This window comes from Atopobiaceae bacterium (assembly GCA_022483015.1).
Classification (GTDB): Bacteria; Actinomycetota; Coriobacteriia; order Coriobacteriales; family Atopobiaceae; genus JALCUE01.
This window is the reverse complement of sequence record JAKVOB010000001.1, coordinates 48,456-62,654: the sequence shown is the minus strand read 5'-3', so window position 1 is coordinate 62,654 and position 14,199 is coordinate 48,456. Positions and strand designations below refer to the sequence as shown.

The following is a 14,199-nucleotide window of genomic DNA, read 5'->3' as shown; positions in this document are numbered from 1 at the left end:
CCCACGGGGGACGGCATGTCAGAGCAGGACGCGGACCAGATGGCGCTCTTCGGGGGCGGCGACGCCCGGCAGGAACGGCCCGCGGCCACGCCTGCCGATCGTGCCGCCCAGCTGCGTGACCTTCTCGATGGCTATGCCTACCAGTACTATGCCCTCGACAAGCCTTCCGTCACCGACGCCGAGTTCGACCGGCTCCTGCGCGAGCTGCAGGACATCGAGGCCCTCCATCCCGAACTCGTCACGCCTGACTCCTACACGCAACGCGTGGGAGGGTTCGTCTCGCGCCAGTTCACGCCGGTGCGTCATGCCCAGCGCATGTACTCCATCGACGATGCCATGGACCTCGGCGAGCTCGACGAGTGGCTCGCCCGCACGGACGAGGCGCTCGGGGCGACCGAGGCCGACCCCGTGGCCTATACGTGCGAGCTCAAGATCGACGGCCTGGGGGTGGCCATCACCTACCGGAGCGGTGGCTTCGTGAGGGCCGCCACGCGCGGCGACGGCACCACGGGCGAGGACGTCTCGGCCAACGTCCGCACCATCCACGACGTGCCGGCCCACCTCGCGCATGCGGGCCTCGCCAAGACCGACGACGACGGCCTCGGGGTCTCGGTCGAGGTGCGCGGCGAGGTCTACATGCCCAAGCACAGCTTCGTCCGCCTCAACGAGGAGGCCGATGCCGCGGGGCAGGACCCCTTCGCCAACCCGCGTAACGCCGCCGCCGGCTCGCTCCGCCAGAAGGACCCGGCCATCACGGCCCACCGCGACCTCGAGACCTTCATGTACGCCGTGGCCTCGACCACGCCGCTCCACGTGACCAGCCAATGGGAGTTCCTGCAGTGGCTGCGCGACTGCGGCTTCCATGTGAACCCCAACGTCGCCCGGTGCACGTCCGACGAGGAGGTCCACGACTTCTGCGCGAACGCCCTGGCGCATCGAGCCGACCTCGACTACGACATCGACGGGGTGGTGGTGAAGGTCGACTCCTTCGCCCAGCAGGGTGCGCTCGGCTTCACGGCGCGTGCGCCTCGCTGGTCCATCGCGTTCAAGTTCCCGCCCGAGGAGAGGCGCACCGTGCTGCGGGACATCCGCATCCAGGTGGGTCGTACCGGCGTGCTCACGCCCGTGGCGGAGTTCGACCCGGTCGTGGTCGCGGGATCGACCATCGCACGTGCCACCCTCCACAACGAGGACGAGGTACGCCGCAAGGACGTGCGTGTGGGCGACACCATCGTGGTCCACAAGGCGGGCGACGTCATCCCCGAGGTCGTGGGGCATGTGCCCGAGCTCCGTCCCGAGGACGCGCCGGAGTTCAAGATGCCTGCCGCCTGCCCCAGCTGTGGCAGCCCCGTGATGCGCGAGGAGGGCGAGGTCGCCTATCGCTGCGTCTCCATCGACTGCCCGGCCCAGGCCCAAGAGCGGCTCGTGCACTGGGCCAGCCGCAAGGCCATGGACATCGACGGCCTGGGGGACGAGCTCATCTCACACCTGGTCTCCTCCGGGCTGGTGGGCGACGTCGCCGACTTCTATGACAGGCTCACCGAGGATGACCTCACCCATCTCGATACCGGCCGGGTCTCGGTGGCAGGTGAGACCATCACGGTGGGTGCCACCATCGCCGCCAAGGTGATGGTCCCAGGTCGAGGACTCAAAGTCCCGCGGGCTCTCACGGGTGCTCTTCGGCCTGGGCATCCGGCACGTGGGGGCGAGCGTGGCTGCGGCCCTGGCCAAGCACTACGGCGCGCTCGAGGCCCTGCTCGCCGCAGACGAGGACGACATCGCCGACATCGACGGCGTCGGGCCCAAGATCGCGGCCTCGGTGCGGGAGTTCCTCTCCGTCCCCGAGAACCTCGCCGTCATCGAGCGGCTTCGTGAGGCGCACGTCTCCCTCGAGGAGGAGGGTGCCGGCGAGGAGGCAGGTCCCCAGCCGTTGGTCGGCCTCACCTTCGTCCTCACGGGCTCGCTCGAGCGCCACACCCGCGACGAGGCGGGCGACGCCCTCCGCGCGATGGGTGCCAAGGTGTCGGGGTCGGTCTCGAAGAGGACGAGCTACGTGGTGGCCGGTGCTGCCGCCGGCTCCAAGCTCACCAAGGCCCAGGGCCTCGGCGTGCCGGTGCTCGACGAGGCGGCGCTCGACCAGATCCTGACCAGCGGGGGGCTTCCATCCCCCGACAAGGGGCCTGAGGCCCGGACCAAGGGAGTGCCGCCTGCCCTCGCAGCCGGTGGCACGGAAGACGGAGCAGACGCATGAGCGATGCCACGAAAGGCGCGACCTTCTCGACACAGGCGATCACCCTGCCCGACGTCCACAACGCGCGTGACATGGGTGGATATGTCGGTGCGGACGGAAGTCAGGTGCGCAGGGGGCTGCTCCTGCGCACGGGCGACCTTGACGACGCGACCGAGGAGGGCATGCGCATCCTCGAGCACGACCTCGACCTCTCCCTTGTCATCGACCTGCGTACGACCCCCGAGATCAAGAGCCGACCGGACCCCGACATCCCGGGCGTGCGGCAGGTCACGCTCCATGTCTTCGACGAGTCACGGGAGGGCTTCGTCTACGAGGTCTTCGCCGGCGGGAACTTCTCCGACCGCAAGTCGGCCATGCTGAGCCTCTTCAGGATCGTCGACGAGGGCCTCATCACCGATGACATCTACGTGAGGATGCTGGCCGACCCCTATACCATCGCCGCCTACCACACCTTCTTCGACCTGGTGTGCGGGTGTGACGAGGGCGCCCTCATCGCCCACTGCACGGGTGGCAAGGACCGAACGGGCATGGCCTCGGCCTTCCTCCTCACGGCGCTTGGCGTGAGCCGGGAGGACGTCATCAGGGACTACCTCATCACCAACGAGGCCAAGGCGGCAGACATCGCCGAGGTCGATGCCTACATCGCAAGCCTCACGGACGACAAGGACGTGCAGGCCGTGGTCCATAAGGTGGCAGGTGCCTGGCCTGCGTTCATGGGACACGTCTTCGACCATGCCGAGGCCGAGCACGGGTCGCTCCTCGGTTACCTCAAGGAGGTCATCGGCGTGGGAGATGACCAGATCGCCCTCCTGCGCTCACGCTATCTCGTCTGAGGCCACACAGGAGGGAAGACGCACATGTCCATGATCGAAGCGCTGGCCGAGGGCGGCAACTATGCGGAGGGCCTCACCTTCACGGGGGAGGACCTCTCGACGGATGACCCCGCGGACGCCATCACTGCGGTGGACCTCACGCAGGCCGAGTTCACCGACTGCACCTTCGACCACTGCCTCCTCTCGGGGGTCCAGCTCAAGCGCGCGAGCCTCACCAACTGCACCTTCAAGGGGTGCGACCTCTCCAACGCGAAGGCCCATGGGACCTGGTGGGTGGGGTGCTCCCTCAGGAGCTGCCGCCTCGACGGCATCGAGCTCGTCGAGGCCCTGCTCCGCGGCTGCTCGCTCGATGGCTGCTCGGCCGTCTACGCCAACCTCGGCAAGACCATCCTCGAGCGCACGAGCATCACCGACTCCCGTTGCAAGGAGGCCTTCGTGCAGGAGGCCCGCCTCAAGCACACGCGTCTCGATGGCGTGGACCTCACGCGCGCCGACTTCTTCAGGACGTCGCTCAAGGGGGTCGACCTCTCGGGGTGCACCATCGACGGCATCTCGGTATCGGAGGACTTCCGTGAGCTCAAGGGCGCCAAGGTGAGCCCCGAGCAGGCCGTGGGGCTTGCTATGCTGTTGGGGGTCACCATCGTCTGAGTCGACATGCACCCATGCGGTGCAGGGAGAGGTGGGCGTCATGTCTACGGTCGGCAACGTCTTCTGGTTCGTCCTCTGCGGGCTCTGGCAAGGGCTGGCCTGGGCCTTTGTGGGACTCATCTGGTGCATCACCATCGTAGGGATCCCCGTGGGGACGCAGTGCTTCAAGCTGGCAAGCCTCTCGTTCCTGCCCTTCGGCCGTGAGGTCAGCTACGGTGGGGGAGCCGGCTCGTTCCTCCTCAACGTCCTCTGGATCGTCTTCGGCGGTGTCGAGCTGGCGATCGCCTTCCTCATCCAAGGGGCTGTCTGCTGCGTCACCATCATCGGGATCCCCTTCGGCCTGCAGTGCTTCAAGCAGGCAAAGCTCGCCCTCATGCCTTTCGGGGCCGAGGTCGTGTAGAGGGCGCCGACATCGTCGTTTGACATCGGCGCCTGATGCTCCTAGACTGCCAACCAATCGAATAGCACCAAGAAACCTATGAAGCGGAAGTAACGCTGGCGATGGACGCAAAGAGAGCCTGGGGTGGTGAGATCCAGGCCGGACCCAAACCAGCAAATGGGCCGCTGAGGGCGCGGGGAACGGTGGCTTGCCCACTCAGTATCCACGACGTCAGGCACGCGTGAGCTGCCAGGGATATGTCGGTATCCTACTAAGCGCACGGGGGTCCTCCCCCGTGAATCAAGGTGGCACCGCGAGCTCAGAGAGCCCGCCCTTGACTACACAGTCAGGGGTGGGCTCTTTCTTGTCTTCCCTGACCTGACAAGGAAGGGGACCGAGATGCGCGAAGAGGACCAGGCCGAGAGGAACGTCAGGGTCGCACCCTCGCTCGACGAGGTGTCGGGCCTCGCTGCCGCGGGGGACTACGCCCGTGTGCCCATCGCGTGCGAGATGCTCTCCGATGTGGCCAGTCCCATCGAGTGCCTGCGTCGCCTGCAGCGGGTGAGCGGCCATTGCTACCTGCTCGAGTCGGCCGAGCCGGGGGCGGCTCGTGGCCGCTGGACGTTCCTGGGCTTCGACCCCTCGCTGGAGCTCTCGTGCCGTGGTGCCGGGACGCATGTGCGCGAGGGCGGCACGGAGCGGACCTTCGACGAGCCCCCGGCACAGGTCATCCGTCGCGTGCTGGCGGAGCATCGCGCGCCTCGCGTGGAGGGCATGCCGCCCTTCGCCGGCGGTCTCGTGGGGTACTTCTCGTTCGAGTACTTCGGGCACGTGGAGCCCACAGCCCTGCCAGACCTGCCCGATGCCACGGATGACGAGGGCTTCAACGACGTCGACCTCATGCTCTTCGAGCGCGTCGTCGCCTATGACTCATACCGCCAGAAGATCGTGCTCGTGGCGAACGTCGACGTGTCCGACCCGACGCGCGTCGCCGAGGCCTACGACCGAGCCTGCGCCGACCTTCTCCGCCTCCGCGACCTCGTGAGGCATGGCGAGCCTGCCACGTCCGTACCCGGCCGCATGACGAGCCCGCTCACGCCCCGCTTCAGCGAGGCCGCCTACTGCGACATGGTCGCGGCCGCCAAGCGCCACATCCAGGAGGGTGACATCTTCCAGGTGGTGCTCTCCAACCGGCTTGCCGCGGACTTCGAGGGGAGCCTGCTCGACTGCTATCGCGTGCTCCGTACGACCAACCCCTCTCCCTACCTGTTCTACCTGGCGAGCGCCGACCTCGAGCTGGCAGGTGCCAGCCCCGAGACCCTCGTCAAGCTCGAGGACGGCGTGCTCCATACCTTCCCGCTCGCCGGGAGCCGTCCCCGTGGGGCCACCCCCGAGGCCGACGAGGCCCTGGCGACCGAGCTGCTCGCCGACGAGAAGGAGCTGGCCGAGCACAACATGCTCGTGGACCTGGGACGTAACGACCTCGGCCGCATAAGCGAGTTCGGGAGCGTGTCCGTGGAGCGTCACCTCGAGGTGCAGCGCTACTCGCACATCATGCACCTGGCCTCCTCGGTGCGAGGCCGCATCCGCGACGGGCTCGACGCGCTCGACGCCGTCGGGTCGCTGCTGCCCGCAGGCACCCTCTCGGGTGCGCCCAAGATCCGCGCCTGCCAGGTCATCCGCGAGCTCGAGGGCGACCGGCGCGGCATCTACGGAGGCACGGTGGGCTACCTCGACCTCACGGGCAACCTCGACGTCTGCATCGGCATCAGGCTCGCCTACCACCGAGGGGGCCGCGTGTACGTGCGGGCCGGTGCCGGCATCGTGGCCGACAGCGTGCCCGAGAAGGAATACCAGGAGTGCCACAACAAGGCCCGAGCCGTGGTCGAGGCGCTCGAGGCCGCGCAGGGAGGTCTGGACCGATGATCCTCATCGTCGACAACTACGACAGCTTCACCTACAACCTCTTCCAGATGGTGGGAGCCATCGACCCGGACGTCACCGTCGTGCGCAACGACGAGCTCGACCTCGCGGGTGTGCGCGACCTGGCCCCGACCCATGTGATCCTCTCGCCGGGACCGGGTCGCCCCGAGGACGCCGGCATCTGCCGCGAGGTGGCTGCCGGCATGGGCGAGACCCCCGTCCTGGGCGTGTGCCTGGGACACCAGGCGATCTGCGTCGCCTTCGGCGCCACGGTGGACCATGCCTCGAAGCTCATGCACGGGAAGCAGTCGACCTGCGAGCTCGATGGAGATTGCCCTCTCTTCGCAGACGTCGACTCGCCGGCCACGGTGGCGCGCTACCACTCGCTCGCGGTCGTGGAGGGGACGCTGCCCGACTGCCTGCGCGTGACCGCCCGTGCCGATGACGGGGAGGTCATGGCCGTCGCCCATACGGAGCTGCCCGTCTACGGGCTGCAGTTCCATCCCGAGTCGATCATGACCCCTGCGGGGGCGGCCATGCTCGGGAACTTCCTGGCGCTCCCGCCAGGCGGGCGATGGTGAGGGCGACCCGTGAGCAGGACGGTACGGAATACGCATACGGACGACGCGGCTGCGGCCGCAAGGGGGAGACCGATGATGATCGCAGAGGCAATCAAGAAGATCGTGGACAAGCAGGACCTGAACTATGACGAGGCCTACCAGGTCATGAGCGAGATCATGGACGGCAAGACCTCACAGGTGCAGAATGCCGCCTACCTGGCGGCTCTCTCCACCAAGTCGACCCACGCCGAGACGATCGACGAGATCTCGGGCTCGGCCGCGGCCATGCGCGACCACGCCCTGGCCGTGGACGCGGGACCTGACGTGCTCGACATCGTAGGCACGGGCGGAGACAACGCCCAGACCTTCAACATCTCCACCACCTCGGCCTTCGTGATCGCGGCCGACGGCGTGCGCGTGGCCAAGCACGGCAACCGCGCGGCCTCGAGCCAGTGCGGGACGGCCGACTGCCTGGAGGCCCTCGGCGCCACCATCGCCGTGGAGCCGGCGGACGCGGCCCGCATGGTGGACGAGGTGGGGATGTGCTTCCTCTTCGCCCAGAAGTACCACGCCTCCATGCGCTTCGTCGGCAGCATCCGTCGGGAGCTGGGCATCCGCACCGTCTTCAACATCCTGGGGCCGCTCACCAACCCGGCCCACCCCGCCTACATGGTGCTCGGCGTCTATGACGGGGCGCTGGCGGAGCCGCTCGCCAAGGTGCTCACCGACCTGGGCGTCCGCCGGGCCTTCGTGGTCTACGGCACGGACTGCCTGGACGAGATATCGGCCTCGGCTCCCACGATGGTCTGCGAGGTGCGGGACGGCTTCTATCGCACGATCGAGGTGACGCCCGAGCAGTTCGGCCTCACGCGCTGCGAGAGGGCCGACCTGGCAGGTGGTACGCCCGACGAGAACGCGGCGATCGTGCGCGCGGTCCTGTCCGGCGAGCAGGGGCCCCGCCGCACGGCGGTCCTGATGAACGCCGGCGCCGCCCTCTACGTCGCCGGTCACGCCGACACGATGGCCGCCGGCATCGAGCGGGCCGCCGCGCTCGTCGACGACGGCTCCGCCCTAGCCAAGCTCGACGAGTTCGTGGCTGCCACCCAGGCGTGCGCGCCCAAGGACGCACGATGATCCTCGACGAGCTGGCAGACACGGCCCGCGGAAGGGTCGCCGCGGCACGCGAGCGCGTGCCGGAGTCTGAGCTGCGTGCGGAGGTGCTTGCCTTCCCGAGGCGCCCGCTGGGCTTTGCCGCGGCGCTCGCCAAGCCGGGGCTCTCGCTCATCTGCGAGGTCAAGAAGGCAAGCCCCTCCAAGGGGGTGATCGACCCGGACTTCGACTACCGTGCCATCGCGGCCGACTACGAGGCGGCGGGCGCCGACGCCGTGTCGTGCCTCACCGAGCCCTCACGCTTCCTGGGGTCGGACGACGTCTTCCGCGCGGTGCGCGGGCAGGTGACCTGCCCGATGCTTCGCAAGGACTTCACGGTCGATGCCTACCAGCTCTACGAGGCACGACTCATGGGGGCGGACGCGGTGCTGCTCATCTGCGCGATCCTCGATGACGCCGAGCTGGCCCATGGCCTCGCCCTCGCGGACGAGCTCGGCCTCGACACCCTCGTGGAGGCCCACGACGAGGCCGAGGTCGAGCGCGCCCTGGCCGCTGGCGCCCGCATCATCGGCGTCAACAACCGTGACCTGCGCGACTTCACGGTGGACCCGCACCGGGCCGAGCGCTTCCGACGGCTCGTCCCCGACGACGTCCTCTTCGTGGCCGAGTCCGGCGTGGGCGCGGCGGCGGACCTCGAGGGCCTCGTCTCGCAGGGGGTCGACGCGGCGCTCGTGGGGGAGTTCCTCATGAGGAGCGACGACCGTGCGGCGACGATGGCGCGGATGAGGGAGGCGGCGGCCCGATGAGCAGCCGGGGGGCACGGACCGATTCCGTGCGCATCAAGGTCTGCGGGCTCATGGGCCCGACCGATGCCGACGCCGTGCTCGCGGCCGAGGCGGACTATGCGGGCGTCGTCCTCTGGGAGGGGAGCCGCCGGTGCGTGGGCGCGGGCCAGGCCTGTGCCATCCACGAGCGCCTTGCCGGCCGGGTCCCGCTCGTGGGCGTCTTTGTGGACGAGGACGCGGAGCGTGTGGCGGCACTCCTCGCGGACGGTACCATCGACGTCGCACAGCTCCACGGGTCCGAGGACGAGGCCTACATCGTGCGGCTCCGCGTGCTCGCACCCGGATGCGTCGTCTGGAAGGCCTTCGTCGTCCGCGGGGCCCAGGACCTGGAGGCGGCCCGAAGGAGCTCTGCCGACCTCGTCCTTCTCGACAACGGCCGCGGCACGGGCGAGGCCTTCGACTGGTCGCTCGCGGCCGACCTCGGGCGTCCCTTCCTCCTTGCCGGAGGTCTCTCTCCCGAGAACCTGCCCGAGGCCATCGACCTCACGCACCCCTGGGGCGTCGACCTCAGCTCCGGCGTGGAGACCGACGGCGTGAAGGACCCCGCCCGCATCCTGGCGGCGGTACGCACCGCACACGGCAGGACGCTGCCATCCGCTCCTGCCCATGACGAACCATCGACAACGACCGAGCACCACCCATCCGAGAGGAGCACCATGCCAGAGACCACAGACATGCCGGCACGCTTCGGCATCCACGGCGGCCAGTACATCCCCGAGACGCTCATGAACGCCGTGATTGAGCTCGAGGCCGCCTATAAGAGGTACAAGGACGACCCTGCCTTCAACGCCGAGCTCAAGGAGCTGCTCGACGGCTATGCTGGCCGTCCCAGCCGACTCACCCTGGCCAAGCGCGTCACGGCTGACCTGGGAGGTGCCAAGGTCTACCTCAAGCGCGAGGACATGAACCACACCGGCGCCCACAAGATCAACAACGCCCTGGGACAAGCCCTTCTCGCCCAGCGCATGGGCAAGACCCGCCTCATCGCGGAGACGGGTGCAGGGCAGCACGGCGTGGCCACGGCAACGGCCGCTGCCCTCTTCGGCATGGAGTGCGTGGTCTTCATGGGTCAGGTCGACTGCGAGCGCCAGGCCCTGAACGTCTATCGCATGAGGCTCCTGGGGGCCGAGGTGGTGCCGGTGACCACTGGCACGGCGACCCTCAAGGATGCCGTCTCGCAGGCCATGCGCGAGTGGACCAGCCGCATCGAGGACACCCACTACTGCCTGGGCTCGGTCATGGGGCCGCACCCGTTCCCCACGATGGTCCGTGACTTCCAGGCCGTGATCTCGCGTGAGAGCCGCGCCCAGATCCTCGAGGCCGAGGGCAGGCTGCCCGATGCCATCATCGCCTGCGTCGGTGGCGGCTCCAATGCCATCGGCTCGTTCTATCACTACATCGATGACCCCGACGTCCGCCTCATCGGGTGCGAGGCGGCCGGTCGCGGCATCGACACGGCGGAGACCGCGGCCACCATCAACACCGGCAGGCTCGGCATCTTCCACGGCATGAAGAGCTACTTCTGCCAGGACGAGTTCGGGCAGATCGCGCCGGTCTACTCCATCTCGGCAGGACTCGACTACCCGGGCGTGGGCCCTGAGCATGCCTACCTGCACGACATCGGCCGTGCCGAGTACGTGGGCATCACCGACGACGAGGCGGTCGACGCCTTCGAGTACCTGAGCCGCATGGAGGGCATCATCCCCGCCATCGAGAGCGCGCATGCCATGGCCTATGCCATGAAGCTGGCCCCTACCATGCGTCCGGACCAGAGCATCATCGTGACCCTGTCGGGCAGGGGCGACAAGGACTGCACCGCCATCGCCCGCTATCGTGGAGAGGACATCTCGGAATGAGCGCATCTACTTCGGACAGGACCAAGGGCACGCGCGGGTGCGGTCGCGCCTTCGAGAGGGGCAAGGCGTTCATCCCCTTCGTCACCTGTGGCGACCCAGACATGGAGACCACCGAGCGGCTCGTGCGTGCCATGATCGACGCCGGTGCCGACCTGGTCGAGCTGGGGATTCCCTTCTCGGACCCCACGGCCGAGGGGCCGACCATCATGGAGGCGGACGTGAGGGCGCTGGCCTCCGGCACCACGACCGACGACGTCTTCGCACTGGTCGAGCGCCTGCGGCGTGACTATGACACGCCGCTGGTGTTCATGACCTACGCCAACGTGATCTTCTCGCGCGGGATCGAGGCGTTCGCCGCGCGCGCCGGCGAGGTGGGTGTGGACGGCATCATCCTGCCGGACGTCCCCTTCGAGGAGCGCGAGGAGTTCGCGGTGCCCTTTGCCGCACATGGCGTCGAGCTCGTCTCGATGATCGCCCCGACATCCGAGGACCGTATCAGGATGATCGCGGCCCAGGCCAAGGGGTTCATCTACTGCGTGAGCTCGCTCGGTGTCACGGGTGTGAGGAGCGCCATCACGACGGACATCGGAGGGATGGTCGAGCTCGTGCGCAGCGTCACGGACGTGCCGGTGGCCGTGGGCTTCGGCATCTCGACCCCCGAGCAGGCAGCGCATATGGCAGCGCTCTCTGACGGCGCCATCGTGGGCTCGGCCATCGTCCGCATGGTCGACGCGGGTGGCGACGACATGGTCGGGAGGGTCGCCGACTACGTCCGCCAGATGAAGGCCGCAGTCGGGTGAGCATACCCCAGCCGTCTTGCGGGCGGAGTCTGATGGATGGCGCGGAAGCTGACAGAAGCACGTTCCCTGCTGAGCCTTCCGGCTTGGCAGGGGATCAGTCTCACGTCCCCAGGCAGAACGCGGCATACAGCGGCACGCTCTTGATGCCGTCCTTGTATCCGAAGTTCTTGGTGGAGAGGCGAATCACCGTTGGAGGATCGTATCGCCTGCGATAGCCTTCCAGGCTGCGTGAGGTGACGTTCCTTTCCGACTTGACCTCGACGGGCACCGCTCCCTCGCCTTCCAGCTGGATGACGAAATCGACCTCGGCCTTGCTGCTGGTTCCCCAGTAGAAAGGATCGAGGTCGTTCGCCACGAGCTGCTGCATGACGTAGTTCTCGGCAACTCCGCCGCGAAAGCGCGAGCCCTTGTCCGCCGTTGGCGCAAGGTCGTTTGCATCTAGACCCTCGAGTTGCGTGAGCAGACCGGTGTCTAGCAGATAGAGCTTGAAGAAGTCGTGCTCGGCATAGGCCCTGAGCGGCTTCCTTCCCTCGCTCACGCGATAGCAGAACGACACGAGCCCTGCCGCATGGAGCCAGTTTATGGGAGCCTCGTATTGATGGGCCCGCGCAGAGCTGGCGATGGTCGAATACTGGAACTTGTGATTCTCCTTGGCAAGCTGCTCAGGCACGCTTCGCCATACGTTGAGAATCTTGGCGGAATCCAGGGGACTCGCGTACTTTGTCATGTCTGCGAGATAGGCGTCCGTGATGGTCGCCAGTATGGTCCGCACCTGAGTCGGTCCCTGCCCCTCGACATGGGCATGTACCGCCTCGGGCATGCCTCCGACCAGCAGGTAATCACGGTAGAGTTCGAGTGCGTGGTCATGCAGACCGAGGGCGGAGCCATCGGCATAGGAGGCTCTGATGAGTTCGACGAGCCGCCCCTCGTCGTGAGCCCAGAGGTATTCCTCGAAGTCGAGCGGGTGCATGGCGAGAACGTCCACCTTGCCGACGGGATACGAGTAGTTCCGTCGGCCCAGCGCGACGCCGAGCAGGCTACCAGCGGCAATCACGTGGTATTCCGGCGTGCGCTCGCAGAAGTACTTGAGCGAGGTGAGTGCGCGGGGGCATGCCTGGACCTCGTCAAAGAAGATGAGCGTGGTCTGGGGGTCGATGGACATCCTGCATGCGGCCTCAAGCTGGGGGAGGAGCGTCTCAGGTGTGATGTCACCATCGAACAGCGCGCAGAGGTCCCTTCGGGCGGAGAAGTCGATGTGGAGCATCTGAGCGAAGGAGTCGTGCCCGAACTCGAGCACGGAGTAGGTCTTGCCCGTCTGCCGTGCGCCGTTGAGGACAAGCGGCTTGCGGGTGGGAGAGTCTTTCCAGGCTCGTAGGGCATCAGAAACCTTGCGTCGCATAGGGCTCACCTTCTAGCCAATCCGGAAATAATGTCGTCATAATAACATTATTTCCGGAAATAATGTTATATCTAGCACGGAATTACCAGTTCGTGAGCCAGTGAAGCCACCTGCCTCGCTGCCGCACATCTCCGAACAGCATGACGTGAGAATGGCCTGGATAATGCCATGCGTGCCCGCCCAAGAGCAGAGGTGGTCCGGCTCAGTGTCCCACGTGGATGCGCTTCGGGGCCTTCCTGGGCACGAAGCGTGCGACGCGACCGTGGCCGTGGACCATGCGGTCCCAACGGTGACGGATGCTCTCTTGATGGGAGCTGCGCAGACCCAGCAGCAGGCCCGAGATGGCCGTGGGCATGATGAACTCGGGGAAGCGCCAGACGATGAAGGCGGCGGCAGCCTGGCCACCGAGCATGGGACCGAAGAAGAAGGCGAAGCCGCCCTCTGCGCCGCCGGTGCCGCCAGGAAGGGGCACCGCGTTTGCCAGGAGCTCGACCATCGAGCCGGCGGCCAGGCACGACAGGTAGTCGATGCTGTGGTTGCCGAAGGCGTTCACCACGAAGAAGCCGATGGAGTAGAGGCACCCCAGCTGGATCATCGTGACCAGGCAGGTGAGCAGCATGCTCGGCACGTGGCTCGCGGCGTTGCGGAAGGCTGCCGAGAACTCCGAGACCTGCGTGTTGGTCATCTCATACAGCTCGGAGTAGTTGAGCTGCTTCTTGAACCAGCCATGCTTCTCGAGGAAGCGGATGCCGGCGTTGCCCACCTTGGTGACGAACCTGGGGCACAGGCAGATCACGAGGAAGCAGGCGAGCTGCAGCAGGTGCAGGCAGAACACGATGAGGTTGAGGTAGAGGATGTCGCCGTAGGTGTCGACGAAGAACTGGAAGCGCAGGCCCAGCATGAGGGCCGAGAAGAGCACCTCGGCGAACTGGAACATGAGGAAGCGTGTGAGCTGCGTGGCCGTGGCCTCGCCCACGTCGAGGCCGGCGCGCATGAGGCGGAAGATCTGGGCGGGGACCGAGCCCGCCATGAGGGGCGTGAGGTTGCCGAAGAACAGACCTGATGCCTCCACGCTCATGAGGTCGCGGATGCCCACCGGCGAGTCGGGGTCGAGCCACACGGCGATGACATAGGCGAGCACGCCGAACACGTAATAGAGCGCACAGCAGACGACGGCACCTGCGAACCACCCGCCGTCTACGTTGCCGAGGGCGTCGACGAAGCTGCCCATCTGACCGGTGAGGACGAGGTAGAGCACGTAGGCAAGAAGGACCACCCCGATGAAGGCGGCGCCCTTGCGGGCCTGGCCCCTGCGTTGGTCCTCCTCGTCACCGACCTTGACCTTGGGAGCATGGTGTCTCGTTGCCATGACGTCCATGCACCTCCTCGGTCATACGTCATCGTGCGCTGCTGTGGTGTCCCTGATGATACCCCTGGGAGTTCAGGGAATACGTACGAGTCGGGTGCCGACCGTCCGAGTTGCGTCCGTAGGCGCCCTCCTGGCACGCGTCTCCCTGATATCAGGCGGAATCATCTGGTGCAGGGGACGTGAAAAAGGGATAATAATATATTGTGACCATTGGACTATCTGATTC

The 14,199-nt window shown here is 67.0% G+C and carries 11 protein-coding genes and 1 pseudogene; 10 read left to right on the top strand and 2 right to left on the bottom strand.

Going from position 1 to position 14,199, the window contains the following annotated elements:
* Nucleotides 1–39: 39 nt before the first annotated feature.
* The 10 genes and pseudogenes from ligA to trpA all read left to right on the top strand — a co-directional run bounded on the left by ligA (nucleotide 40) and on the right by trpA (nucleotide 11,205).
* Nucleotides 40–2,164: pseudogene (gene ligA / locus LKE50_00260) on the top strand (NAD-dependent DNA ligase LigA).
* 83 nt (nucleotides 2,165–2,247) lie between these two features.
* Nucleotides 2,248–3,084 (top strand): tyrosine-protein phosphatase, encoded by an 837-nt coding sequence (locus LKE50_00255; protein ID MCH3967076.1) that lies wholly within the window; start codon nucleotides 2,248–2,250, stop codon nucleotides 3,082–3,084.
* Between the two features lie 24 nt (nucleotides 3,085–3,108).
* On the top strand, nucleotides 3,109–3,732 hold the full coding sequence (locus LKE50_00250) for a pentapeptide repeat-containing protein (GenBank protein ID MCH3967075.1): 624 nt from the start codon (nucleotides 3,109–3,111) through the stop codon (nucleotides 3,730–3,732).
* Between the two features lie 40 nt (nucleotides 3,733–3,772).
* Nucleotides 3,773–4,132, top strand: coding sequence for a YccF domain-containing protein (locus LKE50_00245; protein ID MCH3967074.1), 360 nt, complete (start codon nucleotides 3,773–3,775; stop codon nucleotides 4,130–4,132).
* A 378-nt stretch (nucleotides 4,133–4,510) separates the two neighbouring features.
* Nucleotides 4,511–6,037 (top strand): chorismate-binding protein, encoded by a 1,527-nt coding sequence (locus LKE50_00240; GenBank protein ID MCH3967073.1) that lies wholly within the window; start codon nucleotides 4,511–4,513, stop codon nucleotides 6,035–6,037.
* Entirely contained in the window at nucleotides 6,034–6,615 is a 582-nt protein-coding gene (locus tag LKE50_00235) for an aminodeoxychorismate/anthranilate synthase component II (GenBank protein MCH3967072.1), read from the top strand. The genes LKE50_00240 and LKE50_00235 overlap by 4 nt, the downstream gene beginning before the upstream one ends.
* A 72-nt stretch (nucleotides 6,616–6,687) precedes the next feature.
* Entirely contained in the window at nucleotides 6,688–7,728 is a 1,041-nt protein-coding gene (gene trpD, locus LKE50_00230; GenBank protein ID MCH3967071.1) for an anthranilate phosphoribosyltransferase, read from the top strand.
* The gene (trpC, locus tag LKE50_00225) at nucleotides 7,725–8,510 is read left to right on the top strand and encodes an indole-3-glycerol phosphate synthase TrpC (GenBank protein ID MCH3967070.1); all 786 of its coding nucleotides are present in this window, start codon (nucleotides 7,725–7,727) and stop codon (nucleotides 8,508–8,510) included. Before trpD ends, trpC begins: the two co-directional genes overlap by 4 nt.
* Nucleotides 8,507–10,405: a tryptophan synthase subunit beta gene (gene trpB / locus LKE50_00220; protein MCH3967069.1), complete on the top strand. Its 1,899-nt coding sequence runs from the start codon at nucleotides 8,507–8,509 to the stop codon at nucleotides 10,403–10,405. The genes trpC and trpB overlap by 4 nt, the downstream gene beginning before the upstream one ends.
* Nucleotides 10,402–11,205, top strand: coding sequence for a tryptophan synthase subunit alpha (trpA, locus tag LKE50_00215; protein ID MCH3967068.1), 804 nt, complete (start codon nucleotides 10,402–10,404; stop codon nucleotides 11,203–11,205). The genes trpB and trpA overlap by 4 nt, the downstream gene beginning before the upstream one ends.
* Nucleotides 11,206–11,305: 100 nt before the next feature.
* Here trpA and LKE50_00210 read toward each other — a convergent pair whose 3' ends face one another.
* Together LKE50_00210 and LKE50_00205 are read right to left on the bottom strand one after the other, a co-directional pair.
* Nucleotides 11,306–12,604 carry a DUF4143 domain-containing protein gene (locus tag LKE50_00210; protein MCH3967067.1) on the bottom strand — a complete coding sequence of 433 codons (1,299 nt, stop codon included), beginning with the start codon at nucleotides 12,602–12,604 and terminating at the stop codon, nucleotides 11,306–11,308.
* A gap of 202 nt (nucleotides 12,605–12,806) precedes the next feature.
* Complete coding sequence (locus tag LKE50_00205) at nucleotides 12,807–13,973, bottom strand: flippase-like domain-containing protein (GenBank protein ID MCH3967066.1); 1,167 nt, start codon at nucleotides 13,971–13,973, stop codon at nucleotides 12,807–12,809.
* Between the last annotated feature and the right edge of the window lie 226 nt (nucleotides 13,974–14,199).

What these genes read in the sequence shown, in the direction of transcription:
- LKE50_00205 (MCH3967066.1), bottom strand. Translation starts at nt 13,973, where the DNA reads ATGGCAACGAGACACCATGCTCCCAAGGTCAAGGTCGGTGACGAGGAG.
- trpB (MCH3967069.1), top strand. Translation starts at nt 8,507, where the DNA reads ATGAGCAGCCGGGGGGCACGGACCGATTCCGTGCGCATCAAGGTCTGC.
- LKE50_00240 (MCH3967073.1), top strand. Translation starts at nt 4,511, where the DNA reads ATGCGCGAAGAGGACCAGGCCGAGAGGAACGTCAGGGTCGCACCCTCG.
- LKE50_00235 (MCH3967072.1), top strand. Translation starts at nt 6,034, where the DNA reads ATGATCCTCATCGTCGACAACTACGACAGCTTCACCTACAACCTCTTC.
- LKE50_00245 (MCH3967074.1), top strand. Translation starts at nt 3,773, where the DNA reads ATGTCTACGGTCGGCAACGTCTTCTGGTTCGTCCTCTGCGGGCTCTGG.
- LKE50_00210 (MCH3967067.1), bottom strand. Translation starts at nt 12,604, where the DNA reads ATGCGACGCAAGGTTTCTGATGCCCTACGAGCCTGGAAAGACTCTCCC.
- trpD (MCH3967071.1), top strand. Translation starts at nt 6,688, where the DNA reads ATGATGATCGCAGAGGCAATCAAGAAGATCGTGGACAAGCAGGACCTG.
- trpC (MCH3967070.1), top strand. Translation starts at nt 7,725, where the DNA reads ATGATCCTCGACGAGCTGGCAGACACGGCCCGCGGAAGGGTCGCCGCG.
- LKE50_00250 (MCH3967075.1), top strand. Translation starts at nt 3,109, where the DNA reads ATGTCCATGATCGAAGCGCTGGCCGAGGGCGGCAACTATGCGGAGGGC.
- trpA (MCH3967068.1), top strand. Translation starts at nt 10,402, where the DNA reads ATGAGCGCATCTACTTCGGACAGGACCAAGGGCACGCGCGGGTGCGGT.
- LKE50_00255 (MCH3967076.1), top strand. Translation starts at nt 2,248, where the DNA reads ATGAGCGATGCCACGAAAGGCGCGACCTTCTCGACACAGGCGATCACC.